General features: G+C 70.4%; 13 protein-coding genes and 1 pseudogene. 12 read left to right on the top strand and 2 right to left on the bottom strand.

Annotated features, from left to right (window positions below; translation table 11 throughout):
* Positions 1-193: 193 nt before the first annotated feature.
* Positions 194-1,633: a hypothetical protein gene (locus BM066_RS25920; RefSeq protein WP_143093695.1), complete on the bottom strand. Its 1,440-nt coding sequence runs from the start codon at positions 1,631-1,633 to the stop codon at positions 194-196.
* A 286-nt stretch (positions 1,634-1,919) separates the two neighbouring features.
* On the opposite strand from BM066_RS25920, the gene BM066_RS08915 reads away from it, so the two are divergent.
* The 12 genes and pseudogenes from BM066_RS08915 to mdoH form a co-directional block, all read left to right on the top strand.
* A complete protein-coding gene (locus BM066_RS08915; RefSeq protein ID WP_089926446.1) occupies positions 1,920-3,194 on the top strand; it encodes a glutamate-5-semialdehyde dehydrogenase in 1,275 nt (424 codons plus the stop codon).
* Entirely contained in the window at positions 3,160-3,813 is a 654-nt protein-coding gene (locus tag BM066_RS08910) for a nicotinate-nucleotide adenylyltransferase (protein ID WP_089926425.1), read from the top strand. The genes BM066_RS08915 and BM066_RS08910 overlap by 35 nt, the downstream gene beginning before the upstream one ends.
* A 186-nt stretch (positions 3,814-3,999) precedes the next feature.
* On the top strand, positions 4,000-4,428 hold the full coding sequence (gene rsfS / locus BM066_RS08905; RefSeq protein ID WP_177218413.1) for a ribosome silencing factor: 429 nt from the start codon (positions 4,000-4,002) through the stop codon (positions 4,426-4,428).
* Between the two features lie 43 nt (positions 4,429-4,471).
* Complete coding sequence (locus BM066_RS27340; RefSeq protein ID WP_089926422.1) at positions 4,472-4,684, top strand: ClpX C4-type zinc finger protein; 213 nt, start codon at positions 4,472-4,474, stop codon at positions 4,682-4,684.
* 37 nt (positions 4,685-4,721) lie between these two features.
* The gene (gene rlmH, locus BM066_RS08895; RefSeq protein ID WP_089926421.1) at positions 4,722-5,186 is read left to right on the top strand and encodes a 23S rRNA (pseudouridine(1915)-N(3))-methyltransferase RlmH; all 465 of its coding nucleotides are present in this window, start codon (positions 4,722-4,724) and stop codon (positions 5,184-5,186) included.
* Between the two features lie 89 nt (positions 5,187-5,275).
* Positions 5,276-6,325, top strand: coding sequence for a murein hydrolase activator EnvC family protein (locus tag BM066_RS08890; RefSeq protein WP_089926418.1), 1,050 nt, complete (start codon positions 5,276-5,278; stop codon positions 6,323-6,325).
* A 112-nt stretch (positions 6,326-6,437) separates the two neighbouring features.
* Positions 6,438-7,826 carry a S41 family peptidase gene (locus BM066_RS08885; protein ID WP_089926415.1) on the top strand — a complete coding sequence of 463 codons (1,389 nt, stop codon included), beginning with the start codon at positions 6,438-6,440 and terminating at the stop codon, positions 7,824-7,826.
* Positions 7,827-8,064: 238 nt separating this feature from the next.
* The gene (locus BM066_RS08880; protein ID WP_089926412.1) at positions 8,065-9,261 is read left to right on the top strand and encodes a divergent polysaccharide deacetylase family protein; all 1,197 of its coding nucleotides are present in this window, start codon (positions 8,065-8,067) and stop codon (positions 9,259-9,261) included.
* On the top strand, positions 9,258-9,758 hold the full coding sequence (locus BM066_RS08875; RefSeq protein WP_089926409.1) for an RNA pyrophosphohydrolase: 501 nt from the start codon (positions 9,258-9,260) through the stop codon (positions 9,756-9,758). Before BM066_RS08880 ends, BM066_RS08875 begins: the two co-directional genes overlap by 4 nt.
* A 26-nt stretch (positions 9,759-9,784) precedes the next feature.
* Positions 9,785-11,401: an alpha/beta hydrolase gene (locus tag BM066_RS08870; protein ID WP_089926406.1), complete on the top strand. Its 1,617-nt coding sequence runs from the start codon at positions 9,785-9,787 to the stop codon at positions 11,399-11,401.
* 44 nt (positions 11,402-11,445) lie between these two features.
* The gene (locus BM066_RS08865) at positions 11,446-12,195 is read left to right on the top strand and encodes an alpha/beta fold hydrolase (protein WP_089926403.1); all 750 of its coding nucleotides are present in this window, start codon (positions 11,446-11,448) and stop codon (positions 12,193-12,195) included.
* A 207-nt stretch (positions 12,196-12,402) separates the two neighbouring features.
* Positions 12,403-14,226 (top strand): annotated as a pseudogene (gene mdoH, locus BM066_RS26955) (glucans biosynthesis glucosyltransferase MdoH); the annotation flags it as partial.
* A gap of 17 nt (positions 14,227-14,243) precedes the next feature.
* On the opposite strand, the gene sugE reads toward mdoH, so the two are convergent.
* Positions 14,244-14,567, bottom strand: a complete 324-nt coding sequence (gene sugE / locus BM066_RS08855) for a quaternary ammonium compound efflux SMR transporter SugE (protein ID WP_089926390.1) — start codon at positions 14,565-14,567, stop codon at positions 14,244-14,246.
* Positions 14,568-14,646: the final 79 nt, after the last annotated feature.

The raw sequence follows: 14,646 nt of genomic DNA, 5'->3' as shown, positions 1-14,646 counted from the left end.
CGCGTCGCGGCGGCGCGACGCGCCGTCCTTGACACGGCCAGACGCCAGAGCTCCGATCCACCAAGGCTTTAAGGCGCGGCCCCATCCGGGGCGGATGGGGGCTTGCGCCGCGAGCAGGCGTTCGGAACGTCCGTTAGGGGTGGGGCGCGGACGCCCGCCTCTAGGCTCCATCGGGCCGAAACCGTGGCGATGCTTAGTCGCTGGCAACTTTTGGCCCGGGGTTTAGCCAAAGACCTTGGCTCAATTCATGCCAGTCCCATGATATCGACACGACGCCGCCTTTAGTAGGCAGACCAAGCATCGTTTCTGGAACGCGCATCAGCGCGATGGAGCTGTCGATGGCTGCACTGACATGCTTGTCCATCACTCCTTTCGAGCGGCACCGAACGAGATCGCCCTTGGGTCCGACCCGGCAGGTGGTTTCGGTCACGCCCTCGACGCGGCCGGCTTGAGACAAGATCTTTGTCGCCTGAGCATGGTCCGGCAAAGATGTCCACGTGGCGAAGCGTGCCGTGCAGACCCCTCCGCCCAACGAACATGGAAATCCGTCGGAGCCAGACGGAAGCCTGATCTCAATCGCGGCGGAGTAGCCGATCGGCCGTCCCTCAGGTGAGACGCGGGCATCCGTTGTCCTGGTCACGACGGTCGTGCCTTGGGTAGTTTCCGGAACAATGCTCAAAGCAGGGGACGGCGGGATCGGTGCCTTTACCTTGGTGTTAGCGTCTAAGTCGCCGCACGGCAGCTTGTAGGCGGTTCGCACAATGCCATGGGATCGGCACAGGTCCTGAAGACGGCAAATCGCAGGCATGTATGCGCCGATCACTCTGCTCTGCTTGAGCTGAACACTCTCATTCGGACTGTCGAAGTCCCTGATTTCCGACGCCGGCGGCAGCGCGCTGACAAACAGGGCGCGCATGCGCTCGAGAGTTGACGCCCCTTTCAGCCTTTGGCGTTCGGCCAGAATATAAAATCTGAAGCGGCGGCCGCCGTCTTCTGCCGGATCGGCGAGCTGGCTATCAGACATAGACAGGAAGTAGTTATAGATCGACCCGCCCGGGAACTGTTCGCGATCGTAGCCGCGTATCGGGTCGCCCATATCTCGAGCGTACCTGACCCTGTCGCGGTTGTCCCATTGGGTCACCTGACGGAAGGCTGCGCAGATTTGCTTTTCCGTCGAGCCGACAGGAATCCATTCCGAAGTCTTGAACAGCTCCTCGGGCAAGGGCTTGGTGCCATTGCAGGAGGCGGCGACCAAGGAGCCGTCGATAGTTTTCGGAGCGGAGGCCAAATCTTCGGGCAGGCCAAAGGCCGTATAGGGCAAATTCCAGCCCCGGCTGGTTCCGGTCCACATGCGTTCGGTGCAGTTCTTTTTGCAGACTGCCCATTCCGGTGGTCGTAACGGAAACCGCCGGCCGGCGACCTCAAGGACAACTGGTCCGCCGCCGGGGCCGCTGTTGAAGGGCCAATCGCCCCGGACGCATACGGCTCCGTTCGAGGTGTTTTCATACTTGAGCGAAATGCCACCATCGTCAGGCCGATCGATGAATTGGTAGGATAGTGGTGTCGGCGTCGGCCCTGACGAGGCCAGAGCAAACGCCGCCAGCACGATCCCGATCATCTTCAGCCGCCGCATGATGCTCTCCCCACTCAAGCGAGCCCTCCCTAGCCTGCCGTCAAGGCTTCTGTCGCTACCTTTGGCTGCGTGTAAGCTTAGCTTTTGCTATCGGGCGGAGGAGACACAGTCCGCAGTGGGTCGAAGTAGGAAGCCGGGGACCGCCCCGGGATCGGACGTCGCTGAAGGCCAAGCCATTCCCCCAACAGCCCCGCTAACACCCCCACCACCCTTTCCCCATTCCCCCGCCGCCCCAAAGCGCCTAGGTAAGCCTCACTCTGAGCATATCCGGGATCGGATGAAGGCGATGGACGACGCGGGCATGGGCTTGCAGGCGACGATGACGGCGATGGGACAGGCGGCGCGGCGTGGGGCGCAGGCCCTGCGCGTGGCCACGCCAGACCAGCGCACCGCCGCGCTGAACGCCATGGCCGCCGCCATCCGCGCCGACGCGCCGGCCATCCTGGCCGCCAACGCCCGCGACCTCGACAAGGCCGGGGCCGGCGGCCTGACCGCGCCGATGGTCGAGCGGCTGATGCTGAACGCCGAGCGCCTGGAGGGCGTGGCCGCCGGGGTCGAGGCCGTGGCCGCCATCCCCGACCCGCTGGGCGTCGAGACCGCCCGCTGGACGCGCCCCAACGGCCTGGACATCGCCCGGGTGCGCACCCCGATCGGGGTGATCGCCATGATCTTCGAGAGCCGGCCCAACGTCACCGCCGACGCCGCGGCCCTGTGCGTGCGCTCGGGCAATGCGGTGATCCTGCGCGGCGGTTCGGAGTGCATCAACTCCAACCTCGCGATCCACGCGGCCATCGCCAAAGGGCTGAAGGCGGCGGGGATCTCGACCGACGCGGTGCAGATCGTCCGCACCCCCGACCGCGACGCGGTGGGGGCGATCCTGTCGGGCCTGGACCGCACCATCGACCTGATCATCCCCCGGGGCGGCAAGAGCCTGGTGGCGCGGGTGCAGAAGGAGGCGCGGGTGGCGGTGCTGGGCCACCTGGAGGGGCTGAACCACGTGTTCGTCCACGCCGCGGCCGATCCGAAGAAGGCCGTCGACATCGTGCTGAACGCCAAGATGCGCCGGGTGTCGGTGTGCGGCTCGGCCGAGACCCTGCTGGTCGACCGCGCGGCGGCCGGCAAGCTGCTGCCGCCGATCGCCGACGCCCTGATCAAGGCCGGCTGCGAGCTGCGCGGCGACGGCCCCTCGCGGGCCATCGAGCCGACCATGAAACCGGCCGTCGAGGCCGACTGGTCGACCGAATACCTGGCGCCGGTGATCTCGGTGGCCGTGGTCGACGGGGTGGAGGGCGCGGCCGCCCACATCGCCGCCTACGGCTCGGGCCACACCGACGCGATCCTGACCGAGGACGCCGCGGCGGCCGAGCGCTTCGTGGCCCTGGTCGACAGCGCCATCGTGCTGGTCAACGCCTCGACCCAGTTCGCCGACGGCGGCGAGTTCGGCTTCGGGGCCGAGATCGGCATCGCCACCGACAAGCTACACGCCCGCGGTCCGGTCGGGGCCGAGCAACTGACGACGTTCAAATATGTGGTTCGCGGGACCGGCCAGACTCGTCCCTGAAGCCGGCCGGCCTTCGGCGCAGAGGCTGGGGTTCCACCTGGAGCCCGGCATGCGCGTGGGGCTGTTCGGCGGCAGCTTCAACCCGGCGCACGAGGGCCACGCCCACGTCGCCGAGACGGCCTTGCGACGCCTGGAGCTGGACAAGGTGATCTGGCTGGTCTCGCCGCAGAACCCGCTGAAGTCGGCGCACGAGACCCGGCCGCTGGACGAGCGCCTGGCCGGGGCCCGGCAGTGGGCGCGGGGCAGCGGCATGATCGTCTCCGACGCCGAGACGCGGCTGGGCTCGCAATACACCATCGACACCCTGCGGGTGCTGCGGGCGCGGTTCCCGGGCGTCAAGTTCGTCTGGATCATGGGGGCCGACAGCCTGGCCAGCTTCCACCGCTGGCGCGGCTGGACCCAGATCATGCGCGAGGTGCCGGTGGCGGTGATCTCGCGGCCCTGGGCGGCGCTGAAGGCCCGCACCTCGCCCGCCGCCCGCCGTTTCGCCTGGGCTCGCAAGCCGGCCAGCGCCGCGGCGATCCTGGCCGACGCCACGGCCCCGGCCTGGGTCTACCTGACCGGCCCGCTGAACTTCGCCTCGTCGACGGCGCTGCGGAAGCGGCAGACCAAGGGGTAGGGCGACCTAGAAATGGCTGTCATCCCGGCCTCGGGGCGCGCAAGCGGCCCGCCTAACGGCGGATAACGCGCAGCGCGAAGCCACACCCAGACGCTCCAAATCCGCCCGCGACCACGTTCCCCCTCATCATTTGGAGTCATCCGTGCTATGGGAGGGCTTGCGCGAACCCATCAAGGAGCATTTCCGCTGCGTAGCGACCCCGCGCCCCAGGCGCACGAGGGCACGGTTTCCACCGAAACCTCGACCAAGACCGAGTCCGAGCTGGACCTGAGTATCAAGGCCCTCGAGACCCTGATCCTGAGCCGTCTCGACGACGACAAGGCCCAGGACATCGTCCACATCGACCTGACGGACAAGAGCTCGGTCGCCGACAGCCTGATCGTGGCGTCCGGCCGTTCGCACCGCCATGTCGGCGCCCTGGCCGACCACATCATCCGGGCGCTCAAGGAGAGCGGCTTCGGCAAGGCGCGGGTCGAAGGCCTGCCGCACTGCGACTGGGTGCTGATCGACGCCGGCGACGTGGTGGTCCACCTGTTCCGCCCGGAAGTCCGCTCGTTCTACAACATCGAGAAGATCTGGGCCGTCGACGCGCCGCACCGGATGGCGTCGAACTGAGACCTGCGCGGGCGGGCTGTTCGACCGCGACGGGAGCCAATCCATGAGCGACGAACGCCCGCCTTCCTCAATCTCATGCTCATTCTGTCGGCGAGACTCCACCGAGGCGGCGAAGATGGTCGCCTCGCACGACGTGGCCATCTGCGACGATTGCATTGGCGTCTGCCTGGGAACCTTGGCGACAGATCCCGATCTCTTCGAGGCGACGATCGAACGCGCTCGAACCCTCGCGGCGGCTTCGAGACCGCCCCTGTAGCCCTCTTCGCTATCGGCGGGCGGCGCCAAAGGCTTGCATGAAGATCACCCTCCTCACCGTCGGGAAGCTCGGCCGCATGGTCGAGGCGCAGCTGGCCGTGGACTATGCGTCCCGGGCCACCGCGTCCGGCCGCGCCCTGGCCCTGGGGCCGGTCGAGATCGTCGAGGTCGAGGCGCGCAAGCCCGGCAAGGCGGCCGAGGCCGAGGTGCTGCGCCCGCACCTGGAGGGCGCCTATGTGATCGCCTGCGACGAGCACGGCAAGGTGCGGCCTTCGCGCGCCTTCGCCGAGCACGTCGGCCGGCTGCGCGACGACGGCCATCGCAAGCTGGTGTTCCTGATCGGCGGGGCCGACGGGCTGGACCCGTCGATCCTGGGCGCGGCCGACGAGACCCTGGCCTTCGGCCCCCAGACCTGGCCGCACGCCCTGGCCCGCGCCATGCTGGCCGAGCAGGTCTACCGCGCCGTCACCATCCTGGCGGGTTCGCCGTACCATCGGGATTGATCGGCGGAACGCCCCCTTCCGTCCGCAGCGTGACGGAGGGGGCGTCCCGCCGCTTGTCGCCACGTCTGGATGAAGGCATTCATCCTTCCATGTCCCGCCGCGTCGCCTTGATCGCCGTCAGTCTGCTGAGCCTCGCGCTCGGCGGGGCGACCGTGGTCGCGGCGGCCCAGAAGGCGGCGACCAGCCAGCGGGCCAAGGACGAGCAGGCCGCCGCCGACACCCGGCGCGAGATCGCCGACCTGCGCGGCGAGCTGGACGCCCTGGGCCGCCAGCGGGTCGACGCCGGCGACGACGTCACCGCCAAGCGCGCCCGGCTGGAGGCCCTGCACCAGCGCGAGTCGGCCCTGGTGGCCGAGCTGGGCCGCGACCGCGGACAGCTGGCCCGGCTGCTCAGCGCCCTGCAGCTCTTCCGCCGCGATCCGCCGCCGGCCCTGCTGGTCAGCCCGAACGACGCCCGCGACGCGGTGCGGGCCGCGATCCTGATCCGCGCCATGACCCCGGAGCTGCAGGCCCGGGCCGACGGCTACGCCCGCCAGGCCCGCGCCGTCTCGGCCCTGCGCCGCGAGGCCGCCGCCGCCTCCGAGCAGCTGTTCACCGCCGAGAGCCTGGTCGCCGACCGCAAGGGCGACCTGGAGCGGATGATCGTCGAGAAGACCCAGCTGGAGCGGGCCTATGCGCAAGAAGCGCTGACGGGCGACGACCAGGGCACGCTGGGCGCCCTGACCGACGGCCTGGCGCCCAGGCCGGCGACCGGGCCGCTGGTCCTGGCCTCGCCCGCCCCCGGCCCGCTGGAGCGCCGCTTCGGCCAGGCCATGCCGGCCGGCGGCCGCGCCACCGGCCTGACGATCCGCACGCAAAAGGGTCATGTCGTGGCCAGTCCCGCCGCCGGCGTGGTCGAATACGCCGGACCGCTGAACGGCTGGGGCTCGGTCTTGATCCTGCGCGCCCAGGGCGCCTACCATCTGGTGCTGGCCGGCATGGACCAGGTTTCGGTCGGGCCCGGACAATCGGTCGCACCCGGTGCGACGGTTGGCCGGATGGCGGATCATGGTTCCTCGGAGCCAGAGCTCTATTTCGAGGTTCGCGAGGACGGCGCCCCGGTCGATCCGGAGCGTTGGTTGAAACAGGGATCGCGGTAAACGGCTTTTTCAGCGATGATGGCCGTCAGATGAACAAGAGTCCGTCGTAGTCGGACGGAACGACAAGTTTTAACGCGGCGCGACGGCGTCGTCAGGGAGCCCTTTCGGCCACATGCGCAAGTATCTGCTCATCGGTGTTTCGGCCTTCGTCCTCGGCGCGGGGACCATGGCCTATGTCAGCCCCATCGCCCAGGCGACCAGCGCGAGCAAGGGCCAGACCTACAAGATGCTGGAGCTGTTCGGCGACGTCCTGCAGACCGTCGACAACCAGTACGTCTCGGAGGTCGACAACAAGAAGCTGATCGAGGCGGCCCTGGACGGCATGCTGACCAGCCTGGACCCGCATTCCGGCTACCTGTCGCCCGACAGCTTCGAGGACATGCAGGACACCACCCGCGGCGAATACGGCGGGCTGGGCATCGAGGTCACCAGCGAGGACGGCGTGGTCAAGGTGATCTCGCCGATGGACGGCACGCCCGCCTCGCGCGCGGGCATCCAGGCCGGCGACTACATCACCGCCGTCAATGGCCAGTCGGTGCTGGGCCTGACCGTCAACGAGGCGGTCAAGCAGATGCGCGGCGCGGCCGGCGAGGCGGTCACCCTGACCATCGCCCGCGAGAAGACCGACCCGTTCGACGTCAAGCTGGTGCGCGAGGTGATCAAGCCCAAGGCCGCCATCGCCCGCATGGAAGGCGACTACGGCTATGTCCGCCTGCCCGGCTTCAACGAGAAGGCCACCGACGCCCTGACCGCGTCGATCAACGACCTGAAGGCCAAGAACCCCCAGATGAAGGGGCTGATCTTCGACCTGCGCAACAATCCCGGCGGCCTGCTGGACCAGGCCGTGGGCGTCTCGGACGTGTTCCTGGACGGCGGCGAGGTGGTCAGCCAGCGCGGCCGCGACCCGCGCGACATCCAGCGCTACAACGCCAAGCCGGGCGACCTGCTGAACGGCCTGCCGATGGTGGTGCTGATCAACCAGGGCTCGGCCTCGGCGGCCGAAATCGTCGCCGGCGCTCTGCAGGACCGCCACCGCGCCGAGTTGGTGGGCATCACCAGCTTCGGCAAGGGCTCGGTGCAGACGGTGATCCCGCTGCGCGGCGGGGCCGACGGCGCCCTGAAGCTGACCACGGCTCGCTACTTCACCCCGTCGGGCCGCTCGATCCAGAAGACCGGCATCGAACCCAACTTGGAAGTGGCCCAGACCAAGGACCAGGCCCAGGACATCGCCAACCGCGTATGGTTCAGCGAGGCCAGCTTCAAGAACGCGCTGAACGCCGACGAGGGCAAGAGCCGCCAGGGCGTCCACACGCCCGCCGAGGCCCCGCCGGCCGGCTTCGACGAGAAGAAGGGCGACTTCCAGCTGCAGCGCGCCATCGCCGTGCTGAAGGCCGGCTCGGTCGAGGCCGTGCCGAAACTGCCCAAGCCCCAGGCCAAGATCGCCGAGGTCACCGCCAAGGCCGCCGCCGCGGCCGGCAAGGCGCCGGTGGAGAAGAAGTAGGTCCATCTTCCTTCTCCCCTTGCGGGAGAAGGCGGCCTGCGGAGCAGGTCGGATGAGGGGTTTTCCAGACTGATCCGCCGTGTCCAGCCTGACCGCTGGGCGCGGCGGTCTCGTTCTTCGACCCCTCGCCCGTCGTCCTCTGGACGACACCCTTTCCCGCAAGGGGAGAGGGAATTCGAACCATTCCGCCGCACCCCCATTAACCATATATTCGGCGCTTGCCCCTAGGCTCGGACCCATGGCCGTGACCTTCTCCCGCAAGCCCGCCTACAGCGCCGACGCGCCCGCGCCAAGTCGCGGGGACGGGCGCCAGGACGGCGACCTGCGCGCCAAGATCCTGGCGGCGGCGGCCAATCCCTATATCGGCGCCAGCGCCGCGGCCTTCCTGTTCCTGCTGAGCCTGGCCCTGCTGGTGCTGATCACCGGCGACCCCAACAAGGGCTCGCCCCTGGTGCGGGTGGCGCTGGACCAGATCGGCACGACCCGCAACGTTCCGCCCGGCTGGCGCGAGGCCCTGGCCGGCGAGAGCGAGCAGGAGGCCCCGCTGCTGCCGGGCGCCCTGGACCTGTCGAACCTGCCGTTCGTAAGCCGCGCCGACCCGGCCGACGACGCCGAGGCCGGCGCGATCGCCGCCCCGCCGCCCGTCGCCTCGGCCACCGGCCCGCTGCCGGCCGCCCCGATCGCCGGCCTCTACGCCCCCGGCCCCGGCGGCGGCTCGCTGCCGGTGATCGCGCCCGACGGCCGCACGGCCGCCGACGCCTACGCCCGTCCGTTCACCGCCGACGGCCGCCCCAAGGTGGCCCTGGTGATCGGCGGCCTGGGCCTCAATCCCCAGACCACCCGCGCGGCCATCGAGACCCTGCCGCCCGAGATCACCCTGTCGTTCGCCCCCTATTCGGAAGGGCTGCAAGGCTGGATCGACCTGGCCCGCAGCCACGGCCACGAGGTGCTGCTGGAAGCGCCGATGGAGCCGGTCGACTATCCGGCCAACGATCCGGGCCCCTACACCCTGATCGCCGCCAACCGGCCCGAGGACACGGTGCGCAAGCTGGAATGGCTGATGTCGCGCGCCACCGGCTATTACGGCCTGACCAACTATCTGGGCTCGCGGTTCGTCACCAGCGACACGGCCATGACCACCTTCACCCTGGCCCTGAAGGCTCGGGGCCTGGCCTTCATCGACGACGGCCAGGCGTCCCTGCGCGGCGGCCCGATCCCCCGCGCCTCGGCCGACCGGATCATCGACGACGAACTGGCGGCCGGCTCGATCGACGGCCAGCTGAAGATGCTGGAGGCCGGCGCCGCCGGCCGCGGCCAGGCCCTGGGCTCGGGCTTCGCCTATCCGGTGACCATCAACCAGGTGCGGCTGTGGGCCGCCGGCCTGTCCGGGAGGGGCTTGCAACTGGCCCCCGCCTCGGCCATGGCCAAGCGATGAGCGCCAGCGACCTAGACCTCGACCTGCACCCCGAGCATCGCCCCAATGTCGGCGTCGTGCTGTTCCACCCCGACGGTCGCGTCTGGCTGGGCCGGCGCTGCAACCAGGCGCCGCCCCACAACTGGCAATTCCCCCAGGGCGGGGTCGACGACGGCGAAGATCTGCTGGCCGCGGCCCGCCGGGAGCTGGCCGAGGAGACCGGCGTCACCTCGGTCGACTATCTGGGCCGCACCGAGAGCTGGCTGATCTACGACTTCCCCGCCGAGTTCGCCGGGTCGAAGAAAGCCCGTGGATTCAAGGGCCAGAAGCAGGTCTGGTTCGCCTTCCGCTTCCTCGGCGACGAGTCCGAGATCGACCTGGAGGCCGACGCCCATGTCGAGTTCGACGCTTGGAAATGGGGCGCTCTCGACGAAACGCCCGAACTGATCGTACCTTTCAAGCGCGCGGTGTACGAACAAGTCGTCGCCGCGTTCGGTGGGTTCGCGCGCGGCGGCTGAAATCTCGCCGCGCTGGGGAGCATGGAATGGCGGACACGATCCTGCTGATCCACGGCTACGGTTGCGCTGGAGACGTCTGGGATCCCATGGCCGCGCGGCTGCGGGCCGAGGGCTACCGGGTCGTGTCGCCGACCATCCGCTCGGCCGTGCGTACGGTCGATGGCCCCCGGGCGGGCCTGGCCGGCCTGACCCTGGCCGACTATGTCGCCGAGATGGACGCCCTGGCCCAGGCCCTGGCCAAGGAGGACGGCAGGAAGCCGATCGTCTTCGGCCATTCCATGGGCGGACTGATCGCTCAGAAGATCGCCGAGGCCGGCCACGCCGATCGCCTGGTGCTGTTCGCCCCCGCCTCGCCGGCCGACGCCCGCGGCAAGCCCAAGCTCTCGCCGGTCTTCACCTTCCTGAACATGGCCCTCCAGCCCAAGCCCGAGACCAGGGCGGGCAAGATGTGGAAGATGGGCTTCAAGTTCGGCGTCATGAACGCCGTGCCGGCCGCGCGCCACGACGCGCTGTACGCGACCATGGTCCACGACAGCGGGCAGGTGCTGGCCGACCTCGCCTGGCCGCACAAGGATCCGAACCGGACCGCCCATGTCGACGCCGCGAAAGTGACCGTCCCCGTGCTGGTCCTGGCCGGCGCCCTGGATCGCACCACGCCGCTCGAGGACGTACGGCGAGTCGGCCGGAAATATCCGGCCGCCGACCTCAAGATCTACCCCAACAACGCCCATTACCTGATAGACGAGCCAAACACGATGAGCATTCTCGACGACGTGATCGCCTGGCTGACGGGCAAACCGAAAGCCGCTCCGGCTCCCACCCCGGCGCCCGAGCCAGAACCCGTGGAGGCCGCGGAGCCCTCGCCGCCACCCGCCCCGGCCCCGGCCCCGGTCGAACCCGCGCCGGCCCCGGCCGCCAAGGCCCCCGCCGCGCCGACGGCGATCACCCCCGAGCCCAAGGGTCCCAAGACCACGGCGAAGGCTGCTCCGGCGCCCAAGGCCGCCAAGCCGAAGGCCGCGGTCAAGCCCGCTCCGGCCAAGGCGGCCGCTCCCAAGGCGGCGCCGGCCCCCAAGGCCGCCCCGGCCCCGAAACCGGCGGCCGCGAAAGCCCCGGCCAAGACCCCGGCGCCCAAACCGGCCGTCGAGAAGCCCGCGGCCGAGGTCGCTCCGGCCGCCAAGGCGGCCGCAAAGGCCGCTCCGAAAGCCGCCGCGAAGCCCAAGGCGACAAAGGCCGCGCCGGCCGCGCCGGCTGCGGAGGCGCCCGCCGAGTCCAGCGCCCCGAAAGCCGCGCCTGCGCCGAAGGCCGCCCCGAAGGCCGCCAAGGCGCCGCCCGCCGCGAAACCGGCGGCCAAGCCGAAGGCCGAAGCCAAGCCCGCCGCCGCCAAGGCCCCGGCCAAGACCGTCGCGCCCAAGCCGGCGCCCGCTCCGAAGGCGGCCAAGGCGGCTCCGGCCCCAAAGCCGGCGGCCAAGCCGAAAGCCGAAGCCAAGCCCGCCGCCGCCAAGGCTCCGGCCAAGACCGTCGCGCCCAAGCCGGCCGCCAAGCCCAAAGCCGAGGCCAAGACTCCGGCCGCCGCGAAAACGGCCAAGGCGCCCGCAACGAAATCGGCCGCCAAATCTTCGCCATCGACCAAGAAGAGCGTGTAGGCTGAAGGCTCGGCGTCCTGGCCGACCGTAACGGCGAGGCGAGCGTGACGACTCCGGTGATCATGGTGCACGGCGCCTTCTGCGGCGGCTGGACGTTCGACGCGTTCCGCCGGCCGTTCGAGGCCGCCGGTCACCTTGTCCAGACCCCGAACCTGCTGGGGCATGGCGACGGCGCCCTGGTCGCCGGCCGCTCGATGGCCGACTACGCCCGGCAGATCGCGACCCTGTGCCGGGCCTGCGACGAGCCGCCGGTGCTGATCGGCCACTCGATGGGCGGGCTGGTGGCCCAGATGGCGGCGAGCCGGGCGCCGGTCTCGCAGCTGATCCTGCTGGCCCCCTCCCCGCCCTGGGGCGTCTCCGGCTCGACGATCGAGGAAGCGGCTTCGGCCGTCAGCCTCTACGCCCTGGGCCCCTACTGGCTGCAGGCGGTCGAGCCCGACTACGGCGTCGTGCGCCGCTACAGCCTGGACCGCCTGCCCCGCGACCGGCGCAAGGCGCTGTACGGGCGCATGGTCGCCGAAAGCGGCCGGGCGCTGTGGGAGACGCTGAACTGGTTCATGGACCCGTTCATGACCACCAATGTCGGGCCGGCGGGCGCGCCGACCCTGGCGATCGCCGGCGGCCAGGACGTGGTCCATCCGCCGGCCACCGTCCGCCAGACCGCCGCGCGCCTGGGCGGAGCCTGCGAGATCTTCCCGGCGATGAGCCACTGGCTGCCGGGCGAGCCGGGCTGGGAAGAGGTCGCCGAGACCTGCCTGGACTTCATCGCCGACGAAAGCCGCGCGGCCGCCTGAAGTCGGATTCAGGCCGGGATGCGCCCCCTGCTGATTGCGGCGCTTTCGCGGCCGATCTTCGACCTATGCGCGGCGAACAGGCTGAAATTTGACAGTATTCGAAGCTGGCTTGCTCAGAAATTCGGCGTCGATACACTAATGCGACAGATCGTCTAAACTTCAGGAACCTTGACGCACGGGACGAGTTTCCGCGCGGAAGAGGTTTTCATGCACGCCTATACCCACCCGCTACAACAACGCGAATCGGAACGCCGTTCCTTCGCGGGAACGGACCGGCGCGCGGACCCCGCCGCGCCGCCGCCGGCGCCCCTGGCCATGCCCGACCAGCCGCTGCACCGCGCCGCCGAGCCGCGCCGCTTCGCGCCGGTCCCCGGCCTGGGACGGCGGCGAGCGGCCCTGGCGGCGTTCTGCGTCATGGCCACCGGCCTGGCGGTGTTCGCGGTGACCGCGGCCATGGCCGGGGATGGGCTGGACCCGCTGGAGGTCGCGCATGTGAGCCTGATCCTGGTGCTGTTCGGCTGGATGGCCTTCTCGTTCGCCGCCAGCCTGGGCGGGCTGTGGCTGTCGCGCCAAGCCGACGCCTGGGAACGGGCCGTCGCCCAGGCGCCCCTGTCGCCCCTGACCACCCGCACGGCCCTGCTGGCCCCGATCTATCACGAGGATGTCGGGCCGTTCTTCGCGCGGCTGGCCGCCATGCGGGCCGAGCTGCACGCCTTGGGCCTGACGCCGATGTTCGACATCGTCGTGCTCAGCGACAGCCGACGGCCCGAGGTGGTCGCCGACGAGCAGCGGGGCTTCGCCGCCTTCCGGCGCGACGGCGTCGGCCCCCGGGCCTATTACCGCCATCGCCCGGAGAACATCGACCGCAAGGCCGGCAATGTCGCCGAATGGGTGCGCCGCCACGGCGGGGCCTACGACCACATGGTGGTGCTGGACGCCGACAGCCTGATGGACGCCCCCACCCTGTGGCGGCTGGCGGCGGCCATGGAGCGCGACCCGTCGCTGGGCCTGATCCAGACGGCCCCAGCCATCGTCGGGCGCAGCACGGTGTTCGGCCGGCTGGAGCAGTTCGCCAACACCCTGTACGGCCCGCTGGCGGCCTGGGGCGTGGCCTGGTGGAGCGGAGCCGACGGCAACTACTGGGGCCACAACGCCATCCTGCGGGTCGAGGCGTTCGCGCAAGCCGGAGGCTTGCCACACCTAAAAGGAAGAAAGCCGTTCGGCGGCCACATCCTGAGCCACGACTTCGTCGAGGCCGCCTTCCTGCGCCGGGCGGGCTGGGGCGTGCGGCTGGCCCCCGCCCCGCTGAACGGCGATTGGGGCGGCAGCTTCGAGGAAAGCCCGCCGACCCTGATCGACCACCTGATCCGCGACCGGCGCTGGTGCCAGGGCAACCTGCAGCACCTGGGCGTGCTGGGCGCCAAGGGCCTGCACCCGGTCAGCCGCCTGCATCTGGCGCGCGGGGTGCTGAGCTACGCCCTGGCCCCGCTGTGGATCGCCCTGGTGGTGACCGGCGCCCTGCTGTCGGCGCCCGACGCGGGGACGGGCGAGGCCGGCGGCTATCCGCTGGCGGGGGCGGCCGTGCTGGCCGTCAGCCTGGCCTTCGTGCTGCTGCCCAAGCTGCTGTCCTACGCGATGATGCTGGCCGAGGGCCGGGCCCGGCGGTTCGGCGGCGCCTGGCGCGCCCTGGCCAGCGTCGGCCTGGAGACCCTGGCCTCGACCCTGACCGCGCCGGTGATCATGGCCGCCCATACCCGCGCCCTGCTGTCGGTGGCCCTGGGCCGCGACGCCGGCTGGTCGGCCCAGCAGCGCGACGAGGGCAGGCTGAGCGGCCGGGCGGCCATGGCCTTCCACTGGCCCGAGATGCTGATCGGCCTAGCCCTGGCGGCCCTGGGTCCGCTGACGGGCGCGGGCCTGTCGCCATGGCTGGCGGTGGCGGCGGCCAGCCTGGTCGCCGCGCCGTTCATCGTCTGGTGGACGGCCAGCATCGCCCGCGGGGTGCGGCTGCGCGACGCCGGCCTGCTGCTGACCCCAGGCGAGCGCCCCGGTCAGTGCGCCGGGGTGAACAGCTTCAGTCCCAGGATGCCCGAGACGATCAACGCCAGGCAGACCAGCCGCCCGGCCGTGGCCGGCTCCTTGAACAGCAAGATGCCGACGATGGCCGTGCCGACCGCGCCGACCCCGGTCCAGACCGCATAGGCCGCGCCCAGCGGCAGGGACTTCACGGCCCAGCCCAGCAGGCCCATCGAGGCGACCAGGCTGACCCCGGTCAGCAGGGTGGGGACCGGGCGTGTGAAGCCGTCGGTGAACTTCAGGCCCACGGCCCAGCCGATCTCGAACAGACCGGCGACGAAGAGGATGATCCAGGCCACGACCGGCTCCCAGACTTCAGGGCGGGGTCGTCCCCGGAAACACGAAAAAGGCGCGGGGTCGTCCCCGCGCCTTTTCTAG

Origin of the sequence: Caulobacter sp. UNC279MFTsu5.1 (genome assembly GCF_900114015.1) — a bacterium.
Taxonomy (GTDB): Bacteria; Pseudomonadota; Alphaproteobacteria; order Caulobacterales; family Caulobacteraceae; genus Caulobacter.
This window is presented reverse-complemented; position numbering and strand designations above follow the sequence as displayed.